Source organism: Citrobacter tructae (assembly GCF_004684345.1).
In the GTDB taxonomy this organism is placed as follows: Bacteria; Pseudomonadota; Gammaproteobacteria; order Enterobacterales; family Enterobacteriaceae; genus Citrobacter; species Citrobacter tructae.
The window spans coordinates 4,020,904-4,042,785 of sequence record NZ_CP038469.1; the positions used below are offsets into that span (position 1 = coordinate 4,020,904).

Annotated in this window: 23 protein-coding genes; 9 read left to right on the top strand and 14 right to left on the bottom strand. The window is 52.5% G+C overall.

The genetic code is table 11. The features are described from left to right. Positions 1-22: 22 nt before the first annotated feature. From tdcE to E4Z61_RS20000, 5 genes are all read left to right on the top strand, one after another. Positions 23-2,317 carry a 2-ketobutyrate formate-lyase/pyruvate formate-lyase gene (gene tdcE / locus E4Z61_RS19980; RefSeq protein ID WP_135324227.1) on the top strand — a complete coding sequence of 765 codons (2,295 nt, stop codon included), beginning with the start codon at positions 23-25 and terminating at the stop codon, positions 2,315-2,317. 13 nt (positions 2,318-2,330) lie between these two features. Beyond that, complete coding sequence (locus E4Z61_RS19985) at positions 2,331-2,726, top strand: enamine/imine deaminase (RefSeq protein ID WP_135324228.1); 396 nt, start codon at positions 2,331-2,333, stop codon at positions 2,724-2,726. Between the two features lie 90 nt (positions 2,727-2,816). Next, positions 2,817-4,181 (top strand): L-serine ammonia-lyase, encoded by a 1,365-nt coding sequence (tdcG, locus tag E4Z61_RS19990; protein WP_135324229.1) that lies wholly within the window; start codon positions 2,817-2,819, stop codon positions 4,179-4,181. Positions 4,182-4,465: 284 nt separating this feature from the next. Continuing rightward, entirely contained in the window at positions 4,466-5,797 is a 1,332-nt protein-coding gene (locus E4Z61_RS19995; protein ID WP_135324230.1) for an SLC5/6 family protein, read from the top strand. Between the two features lie 24 nt (positions 5,798-5,821). Then, complete coding sequence (locus tag E4Z61_RS20000; protein ID WP_135324231.1) at positions 5,822-7,132, top strand: L-cysteine desulfidase family protein; 1,311 nt, start codon at positions 5,822-5,824, stop codon at positions 7,130-7,132. Between the two features lie 54 nt (positions 7,133-7,186). Here the strand turns inward: E4Z61_RS20000 and E4Z61_RS23900 are convergent, their stop codons facing one another. Both E4Z61_RS23900 and E4Z61_RS20005 read right to left on the bottom strand, forming a co-directional pair. Next, a complete protein-coding gene (locus E4Z61_RS23900; protein WP_167817567.1) occupies positions 7,187-7,348 on the bottom strand; it encodes a hypothetical protein in 162 nt (53 codons plus the stop codon). 25 nt (positions 7,349-7,373) lie between these two features. Further along, entirely contained in the window at positions 7,374-8,075 is a 702-nt protein-coding gene (locus E4Z61_RS20005) for a pirin family protein (protein ID WP_135324232.1), read from the bottom strand. Between the two features lie 104 nt (positions 8,076-8,179). Here E4Z61_RS20005 and yhaJ point away from each other — a divergent pair, with 104 nt between their 5' ends. Continuing rightward, positions 8,180-9,076, top strand: coding sequence for a DNA-binding transcriptional regulator YhaJ (yhaJ, locus tag E4Z61_RS20010; protein WP_135324233.1), 897 nt, complete (start codon positions 8,180-8,182; stop codon positions 9,074-9,076). Between the two features lie 65 nt (positions 9,077-9,141). On the opposite strand, the gene E4Z61_RS20015 is transcribed toward yhaJ, so the two are convergent. The 11 genes from E4Z61_RS20015 to E4Z61_RS20065 all read right to left on the bottom strand — a co-directional run bounded on the left by E4Z61_RS20015 (position 9,142) and on the right by E4Z61_RS20065 (position 16,459). Next, positions 9,142-9,507: a DUF805 domain-containing protein gene (locus E4Z61_RS20015; protein ID WP_135324234.1), complete on the bottom strand. Its 366-nt coding sequence runs from the start codon at positions 9,505-9,507 to the stop codon at positions 9,142-9,144. A 126-nt stretch (positions 9,508-9,633) separates the two neighbouring features. After that, positions 9,634-10,620, bottom strand: coding sequence for a glutathionyl-hydroquinone reductase YqjG (gene yqjG, locus E4Z61_RS20020; RefSeq protein ID WP_135324235.1), 987 nt, complete (start codon positions 10,618-10,620; stop codon positions 9,634-9,636). A 71-nt stretch (positions 10,621-10,691) separates the two neighbouring features. Next, positions 10,692-11,084, bottom strand: a complete 393-nt coding sequence (locus E4Z61_RS20025) for a DoxX family protein (protein ID WP_135324236.1) — start codon at positions 11,082-11,084, stop codon at positions 10,692-10,694. Positions 11,085-11,296: 212 nt separating this feature from the next. After that, entirely contained in the window at positions 11,297-11,596 is a 300-nt protein-coding gene (locus E4Z61_RS20030; RefSeq protein WP_135324237.1) for a YqjK-like family protein, read from the bottom strand. Then, positions 11,596-11,991: a phage holin family protein gene (locus E4Z61_RS20035; protein WP_135324238.1), complete on the bottom strand. Its 396-nt coding sequence runs from the start codon at positions 11,989-11,991 to the stop codon at positions 11,596-11,598. The genes E4Z61_RS20030 and E4Z61_RS20035 overlap by 1 nt, the downstream gene beginning before the upstream one ends. Positions 11,992-11,993: 2 nt before the next feature. Beyond that, positions 11,994-12,299 carry an ElaB/YgaM/YqjD family protein gene (locus tag E4Z61_RS20040; RefSeq protein ID WP_096755579.1) on the bottom strand — a complete coding sequence of 102 codons (306 nt, stop codon included), beginning with the start codon at positions 12,297-12,299 and terminating at the stop codon, positions 11,994-11,996. A 33-nt stretch (positions 12,300-12,332) separates the two neighbouring features. After that, positions 12,333-12,701, bottom strand: a complete 369-nt coding sequence (locus E4Z61_RS20045) for a DUF1090 domain-containing protein (RefSeq protein ID WP_135324239.1) — start codon at positions 12,699-12,701, stop codon at positions 12,333-12,335. 147 nt (positions 12,702-12,848) lie between these two features. After that, complete coding sequence (mzrA, locus tag E4Z61_RS20050) at positions 12,849-13,232, bottom strand: EnvZ/OmpR regulon moderator MzrA (protein ID WP_135324240.1); 384 nt, start codon at positions 13,230-13,232, stop codon at positions 12,849-12,851. A 3-nt stretch (positions 13,233-13,235) separates the two neighbouring features. Next, the gene (gene yqjA, locus E4Z61_RS20055) at positions 13,236-13,898 is read right to left on the bottom strand and encodes a DedA family general envelope maintenance protein YqjA (RefSeq protein WP_045447871.1); all 663 of its coding nucleotides are present in this window, start codon (positions 13,896-13,898) and stop codon (positions 13,236-13,238) included. Between the two features lie 350 nt (positions 13,899-14,248). After that, positions 14,249-15,025: a transcriptional regulator ExuR gene (gene exuR / locus E4Z61_RS20060; protein WP_135324241.1), complete on the bottom strand. Its 777-nt coding sequence runs from the start codon at positions 15,023-15,025 to the stop codon at positions 14,249-14,251. Between the two features lie 132 nt (positions 15,026-15,157). Next, entirely contained in the window at positions 15,158-16,459 is a 1,302-nt protein-coding gene (locus tag E4Z61_RS20065; RefSeq protein ID WP_135324242.1) for an MFS transporter, read from the bottom strand. Between the two features lie 473 nt (positions 16,460-16,932). Here E4Z61_RS20065 and uxaC point away from each other — a divergent pair, with 473 nt between their 5' ends. The 3 genes from uxaC (at position 16,933) to E4Z61_RS20080 (ending at position 20,606) form a co-directional block, all read left to right on the top strand. Next, positions 16,933-18,345 (top strand): glucuronate isomerase, encoded by a 1,413-nt coding sequence (uxaC, locus tag E4Z61_RS20070; RefSeq protein WP_135324243.1) that lies wholly within the window; start codon positions 16,933-16,935, stop codon positions 18,343-18,345. Between the two features lie 13 nt (positions 18,346-18,358). Further along, on the top strand, positions 18,359-19,846 hold the full coding sequence (locus E4Z61_RS20075) for a UxaA family hydrolase (RefSeq protein ID WP_135324244.1): 1,488 nt from the start codon (positions 18,359-18,361) through the stop codon (positions 19,844-19,846). Between the two features lie 205 nt (positions 19,847-20,051). Beyond that, positions 20,052-20,606: a YgjV family protein gene (locus E4Z61_RS20080; protein ID WP_135324245.1), complete on the top strand. Its 555-nt coding sequence runs from the start codon at positions 20,052-20,054 to the stop codon at positions 20,604-20,606. A gap of 16 nt (positions 20,607-20,622) precedes the next feature. On the opposite strand, the gene sstT is transcribed toward E4Z61_RS20080, so the two are convergent. Continuing rightward, entirely contained in the window at positions 20,623-21,867 is a 1,245-nt protein-coding gene (gene sstT / locus E4Z61_RS20085) for a serine/threonine transporter SstT (protein WP_135324246.1), read from the bottom strand. Between the last annotated feature and the right edge of the window lie 15 nt (positions 21,868-21,882).

Consider the following 21,882-nt stretch of genomic DNA (forward strand, 5'->3'; position numbering starts at 1 on the left):
TTCTGTAGAGAGATTATTTTTCATGAAGGTAAATATCGATACCAGCGATATGCTGTATGCCGACGCGTGGCTTGGCTTTAAAGGTACGGACTGGAAAGAAGAAATTAATGTCCGTGATTTTATTCAGCATAACTACACGCCTTATGAAGGGGATGAATCTTTCCTCGCCGAAGCGACGCCAGCAACCACAGCATTGTGGGAAAAAGTGATGGCGGGCATCCGTATTGAAAACTCGACGCATGCGCCGGTTGATTTCGATACCAATATTGCCACCACGATTACCGCGCATGATGCCGGTTATATTGAACAAGAACTGGAAAAGATTGTCGGTCTGCAAACGGATAAGCCGCTCAAGCGTGCTCTGCATCCGTTTGGCGGCATCAACATGATCAAAAGCTCGTTTGATGCTTACGGTCGTGAAATGGATGCTGATTTTGAGTACCAGTATACCGAACTGCGTAAAACCCATAACCAGGGTGTGTTTGACGCCTATTCACCGGATATGCTGCGCTGCCGTAAGTCCGGCGTATTAACCGGTCTGCCGGATGGCTATGGCCGTGGTCGTATTATTGGTGATTACCGCCGCGTTGCGCTGTACGGTATTCGCTACCTGGTGCGCGAACGTGAGCAGCAGTTTGCCGATCTCCAGTCGAATCTGGAGTGGGGACAGAATCTGGAAGCGACGATTCGTCTGCGTGAAGAGCTGTCTGAGCACCGTCGTGCGTTGTTGCAAATGCAGGAAATGGCGGCGAAATACGGTTGCGATATCTCCCGTCCGGCGCGTAACGCGCAGGAAGCCGTGCAGTGGGTGTATTTTGCCTACCTGGCTGCGGTGAAATCGCAGAACGGCGGCGCGATGTCGCTGGGCCGTACTGCCTCGTTCCTCGACATCTACATCGAACGTGACTTCAAAGCTGGCCTCTTAAACGAACAGCAGGCGCAGGAACTGATCGACCACTTCATCATGAAGATCCGCATGGTGCGCTTCCTGCGTACTCCGGAATTCGACACCTTGTTCTCCGGCGATCCTATCTGGGCGACCGAAGTTATTGGTGGGATGGGGCTGGACGGCCGCACGCTGGTCACCAAAAACTCGTTCCGCTACCTGCATACGCTGCACACCATGGGACCGGCGCCAGAGCCGAACCTGACGGTGCTGTGGTCTGAAGGTTTACCGATTGCCTTCAAGAAATATGCCGCCCAGGTATCTATCGTCACCTCGTCTTTACAGTACGAAAACGATGATCTGATGCGTGCTGATTTTGACAGCGATGACTATGCCATCGCCTGCTGCGTCAGCCCGATGGTCATCGGCAAGCAAATGCAGTTCTTTGGCGCCCGTGCCAACCTCGCCAAAACGTTGCTGTACGCAATCAACGGTGGTGTGGATGAGAAGCTGAAAATCCAGGTCGGGCCGAAAACTGCGCCGCTAATGGATGACGTGCTGGATTACGATACGGTGATGGAGAGCCTGGACCACTTTATGGACTGGCTGGCTGTGCAGTACATCAGCGCACTGAACATCATTCACTACATGCACGACAAGTACAGCTACGAAGCCTCGCTGATGGCGCTGCACGATCGTGATGTTTATCGCACCATGGCATGCGGTATGGCGGGTCTGTCCGTCGCAGCGGATTCCCTGTCGGCTATCAAATATGCACGCGTCAAACCGATTCGTGATGAAAATGGTCTGGCGGTTGATTTCGAAATTGAAGGCGACTATCCGCAGTACGGTAACAACGATGAGCGCGTAGACAGCATTGCCTGCGATCTGGTTGAACGCTTTATGAAGAAAATTAAAGTGTTGCCAACCTATCGTAACGCAGTACCGACGCAGTCCATTCTGACTATCACCTCTAACGTGGTGTATGGCCAGAAAACCGGTAACACTCCGGACGGACGTCGCGCAGGTACACCGTTTGCACCAGGGGCAAACCCGATGCACGGACGCGACCGCAAAGGTGCTGTTGCATCGTTGACCTCGGTGGCCAAACTGCCGTTTACCTATGCCAAAGATGGTATCTCGTACACCTTCTCGATTGTGCCGGCAGCGCTGGGCAAAGAGGATAGCGTGCGTAAAACCAACCTGGTCGGTCTGTTGGACGGTTACTTCCATCATGAAGCACATGTCGAAGGCGGGCAGCACCTGAACGTTAACGTCATGAACCGCGAAATGCTGATGGATGCCATTGAGCACCCGGAAAACTATCCGAACCTGACGATCCGCGTGTCTGGTTATGCGGTGCGCTTTAACGCGCTGACTCGCGAACAGCAACAGGACGTTATTTCACGTACTTTCACCCAGGCGCTTTAACGCCGGAGGGGCTATGAGAAAAGTTATTGCAACCGAATGTGCGCCAGGGGCCATTGGACCTTACGTACAGGGTGTGGATCTGGGCAGCATGGTGCTGACCTCAGGTCAAATCCCGGTGTGTCCGCAGACCGGCGAAGTGGCAGAACACGTGTCCGATCAGGCGCGTCAGAGCCTGGAAAATGTGAAAGCGATCGTCGAGTCCGCTGGTTTAAAAGTGAACGATATCGTGAAGACCACCGTTTTCGTGGCCGATCTGAACGATTTCGCCACCATTAATCAGGTGTATCAGCAGTTCTTTGATGAGCACGAAGCAATCTACCCGGCACGCAGTTGTGTACAGGTTGCCCGTTTGCCGAAGGATGTGAAGCTGGAGATTGAAGCCATCGCCGTTCGCGGCGACACGGTGTAATCCCTTACGGGGCGATCTTCAGGATCGCCCCGATCCCTTTAATGAGTGTGAAACCTGGTCTTCACTGAACGGCAATCCGAGGGTGTGGATATGATTAGCGCATTCGATATTTTTAAGATTGGCATTGGACCTTCCAGCTCCCATACCGTGGGGCCAATGAACGCCGGTAAAAGCTTTATCGACCAACTGGACAGTAGCGGAGAATTGCACCAGACCACGCGCATTGTGGTCGATCTGTATGGATCGCTTTCCCTGACCGGAAAAGGTCATGCGACCGATGTCGCCATCATGATGGGACTGGCAGGCAACAGTCCGCAAAACGTGAATATTGATTCCATTGCGGGTTTTACCCAGGAAGTGGCCCGAACCGGACGTTTACCGGTGGCAGAGGGCACGCATATCGTTGATTTCCCTCCTGCTGAGAACATTCTCTTCCATAGCGAAACGCTTCCGCGCCATGAAAATGGTATGCGCATCACCGCGTACAATGGCGAGAATACGCTGTTAAGTAAAACCTATTACTCTGTCGGTGGTGGTTTTATCGTTGAAGAGGAGCATTTTGGTCAGGTGCACGACGTTGAAGCGCATGTACCGTACAACTTCCATTCTGCCAGCGAGCTGCTGAAACTGTGCGAGCGAAACGGGCTTTCTGTTTCCGGCCTGATGATGCAAAACGAGCTGGCAATGCGCAGTAAAGAAGACATTGATGCTGGCTTTGCGGCTATCTGGGATGTCATGCTCGCCGGTATTGAGCGCGGTATGAACACCGAAGGCGTCCTGCCTGGTCCTCTTAACGTTCCACGTCGCGCCGTGGCGTTACGCCGTTTGCTGGTTTCCAGCGATAACCTTTCCAGCGACCCGATGAACGTCATCGACTGGATCAATATGTTCGCGCTGGCCGTGAGCGAAGAAAACGCCGCCGGATGCCGGGTTGTTACTGCCCCGACAAATGGCGCATGTGGCATTATCCCCGCCGTGCTGGCCTATTATGATAAGTTCCGCCGCCCGGTGAATGCGAACTCCATCGCCCGTTATTTACTGGCTGCGGGGGCGATTGGCGCGCTGTATAAGATGAATGCGTCTATCTCTGGTGCTGAAGTGGGCTGCCAGGGCGAGATTGGCGTGGCCTGTTCCATGGCTGCAGCCGGACTGACAGAACTGCTCGGCGGTAGCCCGGCGCAGGTCTGTATTGCCGCTGAAATCGCCATGGAGCATAACCTGGGGCTAACCTGCGATCCGGTCGCGGGACAGGTGCAAATTCCGTGTATTGAACGTAATGCGATTAACGCAGTAAAAGCGGTTAATGCCGCGCGTATGGCGCTGCGCCGCACGTCAGAGCCAAGAGTCTCGCTCGATAAAGTGATCGAAACCATGTACGAAACCGGCAAAGACATGAACGACAAATACCGTGAAACCTCGCGCGGTGGCCTGGCGATTAAAGTGGTTTGTACCTGACAGAAACCCTTCTTATCTTCCCCCTTCAGGCGCACCTTGGTGCGCCTTTTTTAATGTTGTGATCCCCTTCAAATAGAGAAAAATAATACTATTAAAAACAGTAATAGAGAAAAATACTCTTAACATTTAGAAAATATAGGGGTTTTATTGTGAAGTTTTTCTCTGACCCTGAGCGTATGATTTCTTCATTCTAATAGCTCGCCTGCATCTTATGTATTGCGTATCGCCTTGAAGCAATACGAAAAAAATAAAAAAACCTCTACCTACACATTAAGCGGGAAATTATGGAAACGGCTACGAATAACAGCGTAATACTCGACGCATCGGCTCCGGCGCGTCGGGCGGGAATGACCGAAAGTGAATGGCAGGAAGCCATTAAGTTCGACAGCATGGACACTGGCTGGGTCATTATGAGTATCGGTATGGCGATTGGTGCAGGGATTGTTTTTCTTCCCGTCCAGGTGGGTCTGATGGGGTTGTGGGTTTTTCTACTCTCCTCCATCATCGGCTATCCCGCTATGTATTTGTTCCAGCGTTTGTTCATTAACACGCTGGCTGAGTCTCCTGAGTGCAAAGATTACCCGAGTGTTATTAGCGGTTATTTAGGCAAAAACTGGGGCATCCTGTTAGGTGCGCTGTATTTTGTGATGCTGGTTATCTGGATGTTTGTTTATTCCACTGCCATCACCAACGACAGCGCCTCGTATCTGCATACGTTTGGCGTTACCGAAGGTTTACTGTCCGACAGCCCGTTCTATGGCCTGGTGCTGATCTGCATTCTGGTGGCCATCTCGTCACGCGGCGAAAAAATGCTGTTTAAAATCTCCACCGGTATGGTGTTGACCAAGCTGCTGGTCGTTGCTGCCCTTGGGGTGTCAATGGTGGGGATGTGGCATTTGTATAACGCAGGTACGCTGCCGCCGATGGGGCTGCTGATCAAAAATGCGATTATTACACTGCCCTTTACGCTGACCTCGATTTTGTTTATTCAAACCTTAAGTCCGATGGTTATCTCGTACCGTTCTCGCTCAAAATCCATTGAAGTCGCGCGTCATAAAGCGCTGCGCGCCATGAACATCGCGTTCGGTATTCTGTTTGTTACCGTCTTTTTCTACGCCGTTTCCTTCACGCTGGCGATGGGCCACGACGAAGCGGTTAAAGCCTATGAGCAGAACATTTCCGCTCTGGCGATTGCTGCACAGTTTATCAGCGGTGCGGGTGCTGGCTGGGTGAAAATCGTCAGCGTTATTCTGAACATCTTTGCCGTAATGACCGCTTTCTTCGGTGTGTACTTAGGTTTCCGTGAAGCGACTCAAGGCATTGTTATGAACGTGCTGCGCCGCAAAATGCCCGCCGAGAAGATCAACGAAACCCTGGTTCAGCGCGGCATCATGGTCTTCGCCATCTTACTGGCCTGGAGCGCAATTGTGCTCAATGCGCCGGTACTGAGCTTCACCTCTATTTGTAGCCCCATCTTCGGCATGGTGGGCTGTCTGATCCCGGCCTGGCTGGTCTACAAAGTTCCTGCACTGCACAAATATAAAGGCGCCTCCCTGTACCTGATTATCATCACGGGCCTGCTGTTGTGCGTTTCTCCGTTCCTGGCATTTTCTTGAGTTATCTGAGTGAAGGTCGTTGTTATGTTTGAGACTACATTGAATCCATTATGGGACTGTTTTATCCGCGCGGTGCAGGAAGAAGTTAAGCCTGCACTGGGCTGCACCGAACCTATCTCTCTGGCTCTGGCGGCGGCGGTCGCATCTTCTGAGCTGAGTGGTGCGGTTGAATGCATTGATGCGTGGGTCTCACCAAATCTGATGAAGAACGGCATGGGCGTGACCGTGCCGGGTACCGGAATGGTGGGATTGCCCGTAGCCGCAGCGCTGGGTGCGCTGGGTGGGAATGCTAGCGCGGGTTTAGAAGTGCTGAAGGATGCGTCAGCAGAGGCTATCGCAGACGCCAAAGCCATGCTGGCTGCCGGAAACGTGGCGGTAATGTTGCAGCAGCCATGCGAGGATATTCTCTTCTCACGCGCTAAGGTGTACAGCAGTGAAGGGTGGGCGTGCGTCACGATTGTTGGCGGCCATACCAACATTGTGCACATCGAGACCAACAACGGCGTGGTCTTCAGTAAAGAAGAACAGGCGCAGGATGAAGAGCAGGATTCGCCGCTGGCGGTGTTATCCCACACCTCGCTGGAAGAGATTCTGGCGTTTGTGAATGCTGTACCGTTTGAGTCGATCCGCTTTATCCTGGAGGCGGCAAAACTGAACGGGGCGCTGTCTCAGGAAGGGCTGCGCGGTAGCTGGGGGTTGCACATCGGATCAACGCTTGAGAAACAGTGTGCCCGTGGTCTGCTGGCAAACGATCTCTCAACGTCCATTCTGATCCGCACCAGTGCGGCATCGGATGCGCGAATGGGCGGGGCGACGCTGCCGGCGATGAGCAACTCCGGTTCCGGTAATCAGGGTATCACCGCCACGGTTCCGGTGATGGTGGTAGCCGAGCATTTTGGTGCAGATGATGAAAGGCTGGCGCGTGCGCTGATGCTGTCACACCTGAGCGCTATCTATATCCACCATCAACTTCCGCGTTTGTCCGCGCTGTGTGCGGCAACCACGGCGGCGATGGGCGCGGCGGCGGGTATGGCATGGCTGGTTGATGGTCGTTATAACACTATCGCCATGGCGATCAGCAGCATGATTGGTGATGTGAGTGGGATGATTTGCGATGGGGCGTCAAACAGTTGCGCGATGAAAGTCTCTACCAGCGCGTCGGCGGCGTGGAAAGCGGTGCTGATGGCGCTGGACGATACGGCAGTGACCGGTAACGAAGGGATTGTGGCGCACAACGTGGAACAATCTATTGCGAATCTGTGTGCGCTGGCGTGTCGTTCGATGCAGGAAACCGACAAACAGATCATTGAGATTATGGCCAGTAAAGCGCATTAATCTGTGGACCGGGTAAGGCGTAGCCGCCACCCGGCCTCAGTCTGAGCCGCCTTATCAGGCGGCGTCTTCTTCTTCCAGTCGTACCTCGGCATCGGCAACAATCGCTTCCAGCTCCGTCAACATATCTTCGTAGCCGAAGGGTTTGGTCTGGATGACCGTTTCCTGAATTTTGGCGGCAACTGCTGGTTTACGCTTTTTTGACGCTTTCTTGCTCATAGTCGTACTCCCTTGTTTTTCCTGACTATACGGGCAAATCTATCAGCAAAGCGCGCAATGGCGTATCGGCAACTAACGTTATGTTAGCTTCGTCACGAATAAATGCGCCATCGCCACAGGTTAAGGCTTCTTTCTCTGCACCAGACGTTACCGCATGGAACGTGCCGTGGATTGACTGTAAGTATGCGCGTGGACCATGTAACTGAAAACTCAGTGATTCACCTTTTTTCAGTTCGACATGGTGTATCCACACTTGTTGGCGAAGATGCAGGCTACCCTGTTCACCGTCCGGGGAGGCGATCAACTGATGCTTGCCGGTCGTCAGCGTGGCTTTCTGTACACAGGCATTTTCCCGCTGCGGGCAGGCATCAAGCCATAATTGCATGCGGGTTAATGGCTTATCCTTGCTGAGGTTATGTTCGCTGTAGCTTATTCCAGGCTGCGTGGCGAGCAGTAAAACCTCACCGGCTTTTGCCTGAATATGGTTGCCTTCACTGTCTCGGTATTCCGCTTCCCCTTCAAGAATCAGGTTGACGATATCCACCTTCGGATAGGTACGCGGCTGGAAAGAGGCCCCCGGTGCCAGAACTTCCTGGTTCAGAACACGCAGCGAGGCATAACCCAGCAGCTTAGGATCAAAATAGTGTCCAAAGGAGAAGGTATAACGGGCCTGCAGCCAGCCGTAGTCTGCCTGTCCGCACTGTTTAGCTGTTCGGGTAGTAATCATAGTTCTTGACCTCTCTTTACTTCCTTTTATGTTAAATGGCTAGACGCTGCATTGTTAGCCAGATATTCTGCCCGGTATGTTCAAATTTCCTGAATGAGAACGACATGGCTAAAGAAAGGGCATTAACGCTTGAGGCGTTACGAGTGATGGATGCAATCGACAGACGTGGCAGCTTTGCCGCCGCCGCAGACGAACTGGGGCGCGTTCCTTCCGCCCTCAGCTATACCATGCAGAAACTGGAAGAAGAGTTGGATGTGGTGCTGTTTGACCGCTCAGGCCACCGCACAAAATTCACCAACGTAGGACGTATGTTGCTGGAGCGCGGGCGCGTGTTGCTGGAAGCGGCCGACAAACTGACCACCGATGCCGAAGCGCTGGCCCGTGGTTGGGAAACGCATCTGACGATTGTTACCGAAGCGCTGGTACCTACTGCGGCGTTCTTCCCGCTCATCGAGCGGCTTTCCGTGAAGGCCAATACTCAGCTCTCAGTGATCACTGAGGTGCTGGCCGGGGCATGGGAGCGCCTGGAGCAGGGAAGAGCGGATATCGTGATTGCGCCGGATATGCATTTTCGCTCATCGTCAGAGATTAATTCCCGCAAGCTGTACACGCTGATGAACGTCTATGTGGCGGCACCAGATCATCCTATCCATCAGGAGCCTGAACCGTTGTCGGAAGTGACCCGAGTGAAATACCGAGGGATTGCGGTGGCGGATACCGCCCGTGAGCGCCCGGTGCTGACAGTCCAGTTACTGGATAAACAGCCGCGCCTGACGGTAAGTTCCATCGAAGATAAGCGCCTGGCTCTGTTGGCAGGGCTGGGCGTGGCAACCATGCCGTACCCGCTGGTGGAAGAGGATATTGCTGCTGGCCGACTGCGCGTGGTTAGCCCTGAATCGACCAGCGAAATTGACATTATTATGGCCTGGCGGCGGGACAGTATGGGTGAGGCAAAATCCTGGTGTCTGCGGGAAATTCCGAAGCTGTTTATCGGGAAATAAGATGTTGTTAAGCCGGATGATGGTGCAAGCACCTTATCCGGCCAACAAATTACAGGTGCATCACGTCAGGACAGTTGTTTGGGGTCGGCGCCGAAGCGGTTGCTACCCGATGTGCCGTCCTGGCAGTTGAAAATGACGATAACCAACCAGCCAATAATGGGGATCAATAATATCAGCAGCCACCATGCGGAACGGTCAGTGTCATGCAAACGGCGGAACTGCACAGCCCACCATGGTATAAAGACCAGCACCCCATAAATCGTTGTTAATACGCCTTCTCCCCCGGCTCGTTGCCAGCCAAGCATGTTGTCCAGAATGCCCAGTACGAACGAAAAGATGATGTTGACCAGAACAAACATCCAGTACTCTTTTCGCCGTGCACGCCCACCAAAACCAAAGTAGTTCTTGAGAACTTTTAAATACCAATCCATTTGCGCCTCATTCTGCGTTCAATCACTTGTTTTTAAAGCAATCAAACCAAGAATAGCTGCGAATGGAATCCTGGTAAATATTTGCGTAGTGAATTAATAAGGCACCCTGAAGGGTGCCTGTGTAAATTATGCGAAACGGCTGTCACGTCCGTGCGGTTCATCGAGGTCCTGCCACGGACCGACTGAAATAATACCGGTTGGGTTGATAGTTTTGTGACTACGGAAATAGTGATGACGGATATGGTCAAAGTTGACGGTCTCCGCAATGCCCGGCATCTGGTAGATATCGCGCAGAAAACCGTACAGATTCAGGTAGTCACTGATACGGTGTTTGTCACACTTGAAGTGGGTGACATAGACCGGATCAAAGCGTACCAGCGTGGTCCACAGTCGAATATCGGCCTCAGTTAGCTGGTCGCCGGTCAGGTAGCGATGCTGACCCAGAATCTGCTCCAGCCGCGCCAGTGATTGAAAGACTTTCTCGACGGCTTCGTCGTACGCCTCCTGGCTGGTGGCAAAACCGGCTTTATAGACACCATTGTTGACGTTGTCATATATCCAGCTATTCAGCTCGTCAATTTTACTTTGCAGGGCTGGTGGGTAGTAATCACCGGCTTTGGCACCCAGAGCATCAAACGCGGTGTTAAACATGCGTATGATTTCTGCCGATTCATTGCTGACGATGGTGTGATTCTTTTTATCCCACAGCACCGGCACGGTGACGCGGCCGCTGTAATGTGGGTCGGCGTGCAAATACAGCTGATAGAGAAATTCGTGCTGATAGAGCGTATCGCCCGTGGCCGCCGGGAAATTATCATCAAATGTCCAGCCATTCTCTAACATCAGCGGATTGACAACGGAAACGGAGATAAACGGCTCCAGACCTTTGAGCTTGCGCAGAATCAGCGTGCGATGTGCCCACGGGCAGGCCAGAGAAACATACAGGTGATATCGGTCTTTTTCGGCGGCGAAGCCACCCTCGCCAGTTGGGCCTGGTGCACCATCTGCGGTGAGCCAGTTGCGGAAAGCCGATGCAGAACGTTGAAACTTACCTCCGGTCGATTTGGTGTCGTACCAGGTGTCATGCCATACGCCGTCAATGAGTTGTCCCATAGGTTTGCCTCCTCAGATAGCAAAAGCGAGGAGATATCTCCTCGCTTTTTGATGCGTTCAGTATAGCTCGCTTACCACTTTTTATTCAGTACACGGTCGATGCTGAATGCGCCTGGACCGGTGATAGCCAGCAGCAGGAAACCGCCTGCGATGGTTAAGTTTTTCATGAACATCAGCGAGTTCATGCCTTCCGCAAAGTTGCTGTGGAAGATGAACGCGGTCAGCACGGTAAAGCCTGCGGTGAACAGTGCAGTAGTGCGGGTCAGGAAACCAAACAGAATGGCCAGACCGCCGCCGAACTCAAGCAGAATAACCAGCGGTAACATGAAACCCGGAACGCCCATGGCTTCCATATATTGTTGAGTACCCGCATATCCGCTGATTTTTCCCCAGCCTGCAGAAATAAACAGGATTGGCATCAGAATGCGTGCTACCAGTACACCAACATCTTCTAATTTTTTCATCGTACTCTCCAGGAAACCACTCAGGCGGCTAATTTTGTTTTTTGTGCATCAGCGCTGCATAGCGCGTCATTGCTGTCGATGGAGAGAATCATAAACGGGGAGTGTGACAATTGTTAGCAAGGAAAACTGTCAGTATTTTTCAAAAATTTTGAGTGACGATGAAAAGAAAGATGAGTAGGCCGTGCCATCAGGCCTACGAGGGACTGAATTGATTAACCACGTAATTGCTGCTGTCTGATCGTTGCTTTGACCAGACGCCAGGCGCTCCAGACGCTAAAGCCGCGTTTGGCCCAGCGCACGAGCATATTTGGGTGACGAATCGTGCGGACAGCCATGATGCTGCTGCCAACCAGTATCCACGAGCGTAGGCTCAGCAGGGTATTCCAGCCGCGATCGTACGCACGGGTGACTTCCAGCCAGTCGCGGCGGGTGGCGGTCAGATCCAGCCGTTGCTGCTGGATCTGACTAAGCAGCAGCGCCTTACGTTTTTGGCGTTCGACTTTACTGCTCATTACGCATCATCCTCCAGGGCCTGCCTGTCGTGAACGAGTTCATGGCGGGTATGACGTAACAGCGTTGACTTACGGGCTTTACGTAGCGTCCATATCCCGCCAATGAGCGCCAGAAGCAACAGCACAACGGTGGTGGCAATCATCGCGTTGAGGCGGTACTGAGGATCAACGGCCCAGATGATGAGCACCATCAGGCTCATCAGGCCAAATGCTGCGAACAGCATGGTCAGTCCCAGCATCAGCAACAGCTGAATGAGGTTGGCTTTTTCCTCTTCCAGTTCAACAACGGCCAGACGTAACCGGGTCTCGACTATTTCAACGAGGATCGTGATGATCCGTTGCCCGATACCCAGTACGTTTTTGCCAGGACCTTGCGCGTGATCGGAATCTGCCATTGTTAGCGGCGCGAGAGCAGTACGCCAAGCACCACGCCGACCGCAGCGCCAATACCGACGCCTGTCCATGGATTTTCGCGTACATAATTATCAGCTTTTGCAGCGGCTTCGCGAGTTTGCTTAGCGATCACATCGCTGGTTTCACCCAGACGATTGCGGCTCTCTTTCAGCGCACGTTCTGCTTTGCTGCGAATTTTACTCAACTCTTCTTTCGACTTATCGCCAGAGGAGCTCAGTACCTCTTCAAGCGTATCCGCAAGGGATTTCAGCTCAGCGCGCAGGTGTTCCGTAGCATTATCTTTCGACATAGTTTTCTCCAGGTGAGTGGGTCATTACCGTACTTAGTAATCGCGTGACTCGAGTTCTTTTAGTTCATTCTGAGCTTCGGCGAGCTTGTGCTCGCGTTTGGTGATTTTATCTGCATCGCCTTTTTGTTTCGCCTCAGCGAGATCACGTTTGCGCTCGGCTATCTCATCTTTCTGTGCGGCGATTTTTTTCTGATGATCGGCGCGCAGTTTGCTGTCAGAACAGTTGGCCCGGACTTCGCTCAGCGCTTTGTTCAGGCCGTTGATGCGGCTCTGATTGTTGTGCTTTTCGGCATAGCTAATCTCCCGCTGAATATCGTGTTCTTTTTCCTGACAGAGGGTGTTGGCGTAGCTGCCGGCACTGAGAGCGAAAAGTGTAAAAGCCAAAGCGATGCGGTATTTCATACTTGAACCTTCCATTGTGATTCGACCCTGTTACGTTAGAGTCGTTGCTCCAGATAATAAAGCATGGGCCATAAACCCAGTTTATTAATCATAGGCACTAAACGGCGAAATCACCAAAGTAGGTGAAATAATTCAGATTCCTGGAAGTTAACCAAAACGGTGCGGGGTTTCACGTAAAAGTGATAACCACTGCACCGCCTGATTATCATTATCCTGTTGGGCGATGACGAAACCATGCGGTAGCGTTTTGTCCAGAATGACCTTAGCGGCTGCGCTTTGCGCGCTGGAATCAAAGGTGATCAGCAGCGCGTCATTCTGTGGGGTAATGCTTTTAAAGCGAATGCCGTTGGCATCCAGATGATGCCAGATAGAAAAGCCGTCAGGCATGCTGGCGCCTTGGTTAACGGAACGAATGGCAAGCGTCGAATCCTGCTGGCGAATGGCTGACCAGGTCAGGATAAGCGCGCCTAAAAACAGGATAAAAGTGGTTGTCCAGGCCAGTCGTCGGAGCGTTATGCGTGATAGCAGCATAATTTATCCTCGGTTCCCGTATTTCTTTTTCCATAATACAACCAGTGAACCTGCGAGGCCAAATACCAGCAAAACAACGGGAAGCAGCATCAGGCATGACATCAGCTGATCTTCATACTTGAGGAATACCGGCGTTTTGCCCAGCAGATAACCCAGTGATGTCAGGATAAGCACCCATAATAATCCGCTCATCCAGTTGAAGAACTGAAAGCGGGCATTGTTCAGGCCGGACAGCCCTGCAATGGTTGGCAGCAATGTTCTGACGAACGCAATGAATCGGCCCACCAGCAGCGCAGACAGGCCATGTTTGTGGAAAAGATGATGCGCACGCTGATGATAATGTGCAGGAAGATGAGAAAGCCAGTTCTGCACGATGCGGGTATTCCCCAGCCATCTCCCCTGAATGTAGCTGACCCAACAGCCGAGGCTCGCCGCCGTGGTGAGTAACAGTACCGTTTGCGGAAAGCCCATTGCGCCTTTAGCAATAAGTACGCCGACCAACACCAGCAAGCTGTCGCCAGGTAAAAAGGCTGCAGGAAGCAGCCCGTTCTCCAGAAACAAAATCGTAAACAGGACAAAATACAGCATGCCAATCATCGAAGGATTGGCCAGTGTTTCAAAATCCTGAGCCCATAAGGCATTCAGTAATTGAGTCAGTAGTTCCATTCAGTATTCCTGGAAAAATCGGTTGTCGTCATGCCGGGTTTCTGGAGTTTGTTGCACCGCAATATTATTGATCTTTTTTGGCATGGATCGCGGTTTGGCACAAATTCACGGCCTGAACTGTTCCCTGTAAAGTTGTGAGGTAAGCAAGCTTTCAAACACAAAAATTCAAAACGCATCTAATTGTAACAAAGGTCAACGTAGTCCGTTATAGAAATTACGGCCGCTGAACCGTGATTTTGCTTATCGCAAAGGAGGGTGGCGAGAGGATTTACACAGGCTGACACTTTATACCTAATGCTTACTGAGCGTCAGAAACAGGCGCCCTGGCGCGCCTGTGAATATAAGAACGTTTATTTTGCCCCGTTAGCGGCAGTATCCAGATGAATCACCGGATTATCGGTGAAAAGATAACGGTCGGCGTTGAACTCAAAATCATCGCTGGTTTCGTTAAACAGCATCTGTTTGGTGTTCTCAAGGTGCTGCCACATCGCCAGTTTGGCGGCATGGGGATCTTTACGAATTAATGCCCGCAGGATCTGGTCATGGTCATCACACCAGCTATCTACTGTGCGCAGATCGATGTGATCGTGTAATTTCTTCCAGTACGGATTATGTACGCGCTGAGTCCACATCTTTTCAACAATCGCCGCCAAAGCGGAGTTTTGCGTTGCCAGCGCGACCTGCACATGGAATTGAAGATCCCACTCGGAGTCACGAAAACTTTTTTCGCTACGCGACTTCTCTTGGATTTCCATCAGTTTCATGATGTCCTGTTTTGTCACCTGGGTGGCGGCGAATTCGGCAATGTTGCTCTCAATGAGCTGGCGGGCCTGGAGCAGCTCAAAAGGACCGAAGCTGGCGAACTCCAGATTGGCATCTGGCGCGACGTAGTGTTTTGGCTGGTTAGAGATGACGTGGATCCCTGACCCTTTGCGTACCTCAACGTAGCCCTCAACCTCGAGCATGATAATGGCTTCACGGACCACGGTACGGCTGACGTTTTTTTCATCGGCGATAAAGCGCTCGGCGGGGAGTTTGTCGCCCACCAGATAGACGCCCTGCTCAATGCGTTCTTTAAGATCAGCGGCAAGTTGTTGGTACAAACGTCGTGGTTCGGTGATTTCCATATGCACTCCAGGCATGATACGGCAGACTCTATTTGTTATACCACTTTTGCGATTACTGCTCCACTCGCGACGACAAAAAAGCCGCCAGTATGCTGGCGGCTTTGATGATAAACGTTGTCCAAAAGTGTCAGGTTAACTTTGTGGTGCGGGATCGCCAGTTTGTGGCCCCGCGTCGATCTCGCTGGCCGGTTTGTTTTGCAGTACCGTCCAGATGACTAACGCACCGAGCAGGTCGAGTACCGCCAGCACTGCAAACAGCGGACTAAAGCCGATGGTGTCAGCCAGAGCGCCGACGACCAGCGCAAACAGCGTGCTCGCCAGCCAGGCAGACATCCCGGTCAGGCCGTTAGCTGTTGCTACTTCATTACGGCCAAATACGTCAGAAGAGAGCGTGATCAGCGCACCGGACAGAGCCTGGTGAGCAAAACCACCGATGCACAGCAGCGCGATAGCAATATACGGGCTGGTAAACAAACCAATCATACCTGGGCCAATCATCAGGAATGCGCCCATGGTGACAACCATTTTGCGCGAAACAATCAGGTTCACGCCGAACCAGCGTTGGAACAGCGGCGGCAGATACCCGCCAACGATACAGCCGAGGTCGGCAAACAGCATCGGCATCCACGCGAACATGGCAATTTCTTTCAGGTTAAAGCCGTAAACTTTAAACATGAACAGCGGGATCCAGGCGTTAAAGGTACCCCAGGCCGGTTCAGCCAGGAAACGCGGCAGCGCAATCCCCCAGAACTGGCGGTTACGCAGGATCTGTGCAACGGACATTTTCTTGGCGGTGCCATTTTTATGCTGTGATTCCTGACCGTTGAGAATGTAATCGCGTTCTTCGTCAGACAGCTTTTTCTGGTCGCGTGGGTGTTTGTAGAAGACAAGCCAGGACATGGCCCAGATGAAGCTCAGAACACCGGAGATAATAAATGCCATCTGCCAGCTATGCATCACGATGGCCCAGACAACCAGCGGTGGCGCAATCATCGCACCAATAGAGGAACCGACGTTAAAGTAACCGACAGCAATAGAACGCTCTTTGGCCGGGAACCATTCAGAACTGGCTTTCAGACCAGCAGGGATCATTGCGGCTTCAGCTGCACCTACTGCGCCTCGCGCCAGCGCCAGTCCACCCCAGCTTCCAGCCAGTGCAGTCGCGCCACAGAAGACGGCCCACAGAACGGCGAACATCGCGTAACCTATTTTGGTACCCAGCACATCAAGAACATAGCCAGCCACGGGTTGCATAACGGTGTAAGCAGCAGAGTACGCTGCGATGATATAGGAATACTGTTGAGTGGAGATGTGTAACTCTTCCATCAGAGTCGGCGCAGCTGCCGCCACAGTGTTACGTGTCAGGTAACCCAGCACGGTGCCAAGCGTCACCAGTGCAATCATATACCAACGTAACCCTTTAATTTTACGCATGTAAAACCTCATCGTTTTGTTATTTCCGCAATGATCGCGGTCATCGTCCTATGTAGGGCGGAGGATGTTCTTTTTACGAAGGGCGTAACCGGTAAAAACGGTACTCCCCGAACTTTGCCATTTTAAGAATCGTGCTAATTCGGTTTCCGTACCGATCAATCCGATGTTGATACATCGGTAATTTGCATTCCGTCGGCTTATGTATTGCGACGGCAAAAAGATAACTTGTCATACAACTTTAAAAGGTGAGTGCCATCACAAAAATATGAATCTTCGTATGGTCATTATTTCGATTAAGGGAAGCCAGGGCTGGTGCGGGTTGGCGTACGATTTACCTCTTTGAGAGTAAATTTTTTGTCACCATTTGTTGATCTAACTCACGAAAATATCTTCAGTCTGTGGAAATTGGTGTGATAACTTTGTCAGCATCAAAACATAAGCAATCTGACGCACTCGCTGAGAGGAAGACGATAATGACCCCGTTTATGACTGAAGACTTTTTGCTGGATACCGAATTTGCCCGCCGTCTGTATCATGATTACGCCAAAGATCAGCCCATCTTCGATTACCACTGCCACCTGCCGCCGCAGCAAATCGCGGACAACTATCGCTTTAACAACCTGTATGACATCTGGCTGAAAGGCGATCACTACAAATGGCGTGCTATGCGCACCAACGGTGTCGCTGAGCGCCTGTGTACCGGCGATGCGTCCGATCGTGAGAAGTTTGACGCTTGGGCCGCGACGGTTCCGCACACCATTGGCAATCCGCTGTATCACTGGACGCACCTGGAACTGCGTCGCCCGTTTGGTATTACAGGTAAGCTGCTGTCCCCTGCGACGGCGGATGACATCTGGAATCAGTGCAACGAGCTGCTGGCGCAGGATCAATTTTCCGCGCGCGGTATCATGCAGCAGATGAACGTGAAAATGGTCGGCACGACGGATGACCCGATCGACTCGCTGGAGCACCACGCGTCTATCGCTAAAGACGGTACTTTCGACGTGAAAGTACTGCCGAGCTGGCGTCCGGATAAAGCGTTCAATATCGAACAAGCAACCTTTAACGACTATATGGCGAAACTGGCAGAAGTGTCCGACACCGACATTCGTCGCTTTGCCGACCTGCAAACTGCACTGACCAAACGTCTGGATCACTTCGCAGCTCACGGCTGTAAAGTGTCCGACCACGCGCTGGATGTGGTGCTGTTTGCCGAATCTAACGAATCTGAACTGGACAGCATCCTGGCGCGTCGTCTGGCGGGTGAAACCCTGAACGAGCATGAAGTTGCCCAGTTTAAAACGGCCGTGCTGGTGTTCCTCGGTGCAGAATACGCGCGTCGCGAATGGGTACAGCAGTATCACATTGGCGCGCTGCGTAATAACAACCAGCGTCAGTTCAAACTGCTGGGTGCGGATGTTGGCTTCGACTCCATCAACGACCGTCCGATGGCCGAAGAGCTGTCCAAACTGCTGAGCAAGCAGAACGAACAGAACCTGCTGCCGAAAACCATCTTGTACTGCCTGAACCCGCGCGATAACGAAGTGCTGGGCACCATGATCGGCAACTTCCAGGGCGAAGGGATGCCAGGCAAGATGCAGTTTGGTTCCGGCTGGTGGTTTAACGATCAGAAAGACGGTATGGAACGTCAAATGACGCAGCTGGCGCAGCTGGGTCTGCTGAGCCGTTTTGTCGGCATGCTGACTGACAGCCGTAGCTTCCTGTCATACACGCGCCATGAGTATTTCCGCCGTATCCTGTGCCAGATGATTGGTCGTTGGGTAGCTGCGGGTGAAGCACCGGCAGACATCCAGTTGCTGGGTGAAATGGTGAGAAATATCTGCTTCAACAATGCGCGCGATTACTTCGCTATTGAACTGAACTAAGGTCCGGGTTGATATGCAATACATCAAGATCCATACGTTGGATAACGTTGCGGTTGCACTGGCCGATCTGTCGCAAGGCACGCAAGTGAGTGTTGATAGCCATACCGTAACGCTTCGACAGGACGTTGTACGTGGACATAAATTTGCGCTGAGCGATATTGCTCAGGGTGAGAACGTCATTAAATACGGCCTGCCAATTGGTCATGCTCTGGCGGATATTGCAGCGGGTGAACATATCCATGCTCACAATACGCGTACCAATCTGAGCGATCTGGATGAATATAGCTATCAACCCGCCTTTCAGGAGCCTGAAGGACAACCAGCAGATCGCGACGTACAGATCTACCGTCGTGCTAACGGCGATGTTGGGGTGCGTAACGAACTGTGGATCCTGCCGACAGTTGGCTGCGTCAACGCCATGGCGCGTCAGATGCAGACCCGTTTCCTGAAAGAGACCAACGATGCCGAAGGCATCGACGGCGTTCATCTCTTCAGCCACACCTACGGCTGTTCGCAACTGGGTGACGATCACATCAACACCCGCACCATGCTGCAAAATATGGTGCGCCATCCGAACGCGGGCGCGGTGCTGGTGGTGGGCCTCGGTTGTGAAAACAACCAGGTTGATGTCTTCCGCGAAACCTTGGGCGAGTTTGATCCTGAACGAGTTCACTTCATGGTCTGCCAGCACCAGGAAGACGAAGTGGAGGTGGGGATCGAACATCTCCATCAGCTGTACGACGTGATGCGTCACGATAAGCGCGAGCCGGGTAAGCTGGGTGAGCTGAAGTTTGGTCTGGAATGCGGCGGCTCTGACGGTCTGTCTGGTATTACCGCCAACCCGATGCTGGGGCGTTTCTCTGACTACGTGATCGGCAACGGCGGTACCACCGTACTGACCGAAGTGCCGGAAATGTTTGGCGCTGAGCAACTGCTGATGAGTCATTGCCGTGACGAAGAGACGTTTGGCAAGCTGGTAACGATGGTCAATGACTTTAAGCAGTATTTCATTGCTCACGACCAGCCGATTTATGAGAACCCGTCGCCGGGTAACAAGGCGGGGGGCATCACCACGCTGGAAGATAAATCGCTGGGTTGCACGCAGAAAGCGGGTTCCAGTCAGGTTGTCGATGTACTGCGCTATGGCGAGCGCCTGAAAACGCACGGTCTGAATCTGTTAAGCGCACCGGGCAATGATGCTGTTGCGACCAGTGCGCTGGCGGGCGCGGGCTGCCATATGGTGTTGTTCAGCACCGGGCGTGGAACACCTTACGGTGGTTTTGTGCCGACGGTGAAAATTGCCACTAACAGCGAACTGGCGGCGAAGAAAAAGCACTGGATTGATTTTGACGCTGGACAGCTGATCCACGGTAAAGCTATGCCTCAGTTGCTGAATGAGTTTGTCGATACCATCGTAGAGTTTGCCAACGGCAAGCAGACTTGCAATGAACGTAACGATTTCCGCGAACTGGCTATCTTTAAAAGCGGAGTAACATTGTAATTACCCTTCATCTTTCGCGCGACAGCCGCGTTGGCTGCGTTCATTCCCCCGGTCACTTACTCCAGTAAGCTCCCGGGGATGTCTGAACTTGCCGCCTTGCTGTAGCACGAAATCTCTTGGGTAATCGAAATCGAGTGGATTTAAAAAACGGCGTTTCATAATATGGAGCGCCGTTTGTTTTTGTGATTTCTGACAAGGATCTTCCATGACCGCGTATTGGCTGGCCCAGGGCGTAGGTGTCATCGCCTTTCTGATCGGCATTACCACTTTCTTCAATCGCGATGAACGGCGGTTCCGGCTGCAACTCGCCGTCTACAGCGCCATCATTGGGGTGCATTTTTTTCTGATGGGTGCCTGGCCTGCGGGGATGAGTGCTGAGCTTAACACTGTGCGAACCCTGGTCTCGATGCATACCCGCAAACTGTGGGTAATGACCGTTTTTATTACCCTCACCCTGGTTCTCGGGCTGGCGAAATTACAGCATGCGATGGAACTGCTGCCGATAATCGGCACGCTGGCCAGCACCTGGGCGCTGTTTCGCTGTAAGGGATTGACCGTTCGCTGTGTGATGTGGTGTGCGACCGCCTGCTGGGTTGTCCACAATTTCTGGCTGGGATCGATTGGTGGCACGATGATCGAAGGCAGTTTTCTGGTGATGAACGGCCTGAACATTATTCGCTTCAGACGCATGCAAAAACGTGGGATTGATCCCTTCAAAATTGAAAAAAGCGTACAGAAAGAAAACCCCTCCGCACAATGACGGAGGGGGGAAATGATCAGCCGCGCAGGGCGTTGTTTGCCAGACGCTCGTCTTCAGCCTGGCAGGCTGCAGCAGTAAACAACACGTCAGTTGATGAGTTCAGTGCGGTTTCACAGGAGTCCTGCAATACGCCGATAATAAAGCCGACGGCAACCACCTGCATGGCGATATCATTCGGGATACCGAACATATTACACGCCAGTGGGATCAGCAGCAGAGAACCACCCGCCACGCCTGATGCGCCACAGGCACAAAGCGATGCCACTACGCTCAACAACAATGCAGTCGGTAAATCAACTGGGATCCCCAGTGTATTGACCGCCGCCAGCGTCAGCACAGTAATGGTGATCGCCGCGCCAGCCATGTTGATGGTTGCGCCCAGCGGGATAGAAACTGAGTAAGTATCACGGTCCAGATTCAGCTTCTCACACAGTGCCATATTCACCGGAATGTTGGCGGCGGAACTGCGGGTAAAGAAAGCATACACGCCGCTTTCACGCAGGCATGCCAGCACCAGTGGATACGGGTTGCGGCGAATTTTCCAGAACACCAACAGTGGGTTGACCACAAACGCCACCAGCAGCATACAGCCTACCAGCACCGCCAGCAGCTGCGCGTAGCCCCACAGCGTGGCAAAACCGGTGCTGGCCAGCGTCGACGAAACCAGGCCGAAAATACCGATAGGGGCGAAACGGATCACCAGTTTCACCATAAAGGTGACGGCGTTGGACATGTCGTTGACCAGATTCTTGGTCGTTTCATTACCGTGGCGCAGGGCAAAGCCAAGGCCGACAGCCCATACCAAAATACCGATGTAGTTAGCGTTAAGCAGAGCATCAATCGGGTTCGACACCATGCTCATCAACAGCCCACGCATGACTTCAACGATGCCCGATGGCGGCACAATATCGTTAGCGCTGCTGGCAAGATGCAGCGTCGATGGGAAGGCAAAGCTGAATACCACGGCCGCTAACGCCGCAGAGAAGGTACCAAGCAGGTAGAGGAACAGAATCGGGCGGATATTGGTTTTTTGCCCATGCTGGTGATTAGCAATAGAGGCCATTACCAGCATCAGAACGAGGATTGGGGCGACGGCTTTTAATGCACCAACGAACAGGGTACCTAGCAAACCCGCGGCTTCTGCAGCAGGTTTTGATATCAGTGCCAGCAAAATCCCCAGTACCAAACCAACCAAAATTTGTTTAACAAGGCTCCCTTGCGCCAAACGCGAGATCAGCCCCGATGAACGTTGCGTAGTCATTTCGTAATCCTTTTA

Bases quoted from the DNA above. Each gene is read 5' to 3' on its own strand.
- tdcE (WP_135324227.1), top strand. From the start codon at position 23: ATGAAGGTAAATATCGATACCAGCGATATGCTGTATGCCGACGCGTGG.
- exuR (WP_135324241.1), bottom strand. From the start codon at position 15,025: ATGGAAATCACCGAACCACGACGTTTGTACCAACAACTTGCCGCTGAT.
- E4Z61_RS20075 (WP_135324244.1), top strand. From the start codon at position 18,359: ATGCAATACATCAAGATCCATACGTTGGATAACGTTGCGGTTGCACTG.
- E4Z61_RS20035 (WP_135324238.1), bottom strand. From the start codon at position 11,991: ATGGCAGATTCCGATCACGCGCAAGGTCCTGGCAAAAACGTACTGGGT.
- E4Z61_RS19985 (WP_135324228.1), top strand. From the start codon at position 2,331: ATGAGAAAAGTTATTGCAACCGAATGTGCGCCAGGGGCCATTGGACCT.
- E4Z61_RS20030 (WP_135324237.1), bottom strand. From the start codon at position 11,596: ATGAGCAGTAAAGTCGAACGCCAAAAACGTAAGGCGCTGCTGCTTAGT.
- E4Z61_RS23900 (WP_167817567.1), bottom strand. From the start codon at position 7,348: ATGAGCAAGAAAGCGTCAAAAAAGCGTAAACCAGCAGTTGCCGCCAAA.
- E4Z61_RS20000 (WP_135324231.1), top strand. From the start codon at position 5,822: ATGTTTGAGACTACATTGAATCCATTATGGGACTGTTTTATCCGCGCG.
- yhaJ (WP_135324233.1), top strand. From the start codon at position 8,180: ATGGCTAAAGAAAGGGCATTAACGCTTGAGGCGTTACGAGTGATGGAT.
- yqjG (WP_135324235.1), bottom strand. From the start codon at position 10,620: ATGGGACAACTCATTGACGGCGTATGGCATGACACCTGGTACGACACC.
- E4Z61_RS20015 (WP_135324234.1), bottom strand. From the start codon at position 9,507: ATGGATTGGTATTTAAAAGTTCTCAAGAACTACTTTGGTTTTGGTGGG.
- yqjA (WP_045447871.1), bottom strand. From the start codon at position 13,898: ATGGAACTACTGACTCAATTACTGAATGCCTTATGGGCTCAGGATTTT.
- E4Z61_RS20025 (WP_135324236.1), bottom strand. From the start codon at position 11,084: ATGAAAAAATTAGAAGATGTTGGTGTACTGGTAGCACGCATTCTGATG.
- uxaC (WP_135324243.1), top strand. From the start codon at position 16,933: ATGACCCCGTTTATGACTGAAGACTTTTTGCTGGATACCGAATTTGCC.
- E4Z61_RS19995 (WP_135324230.1), top strand. From the start codon at position 4,466: ATGGAAACGGCTACGAATAACAGCGTAATACTCGACGCATCGGCTCCG.
- E4Z61_RS20040 (WP_096755579.1), bottom strand. From the start codon at position 12,299: ATGTCGAAAGATAATGCTACGGAACACCTGCGCGCTGAGCTGAAATCC.
- mzrA (WP_135324240.1), bottom strand. From the start codon at position 13,232: ATGCTGCTATCACGCATAACGCTCCGACGACTGGCCTGGACAACCACT.
- E4Z61_RS20080 (WP_135324245.1), top strand. From the start codon at position 20,052: ATGACCGCGTATTGGCTGGCCCAGGGCGTAGGTGTCATCGCCTTTCTG.
- E4Z61_RS20045 (WP_135324239.1), bottom strand. From the start codon at position 12,701: ATGAAATACCGCATCGCTTTGGCTTTTACACTTTTCGCTCTCAGTGCC.
- E4Z61_RS20065 (WP_135324242.1), bottom strand. From the start codon at position 16,459: ATGCGTAAAATTAAAGGGTTACGTTGGTATATGATTGCACTGGTGACG.
- sstT (WP_135324246.1), bottom strand. From the start codon at position 21,867: ATGACTACGCAACGTTCATCGGGGCTGATCTCGCGTTTGGCGCAAGGG.
- tdcG (WP_135324229.1), top strand. From the start codon at position 2,817: ATGATTAGCGCATTCGATATTTTTAAGATTGGCATTGGACCTTCCAGC.
- E4Z61_RS20005 (WP_135324232.1), bottom strand. From the start codon at position 8,075: ATGATTACTACCCGAACAGCTAAACAGTGCGGACAGGCAGACTACGGC.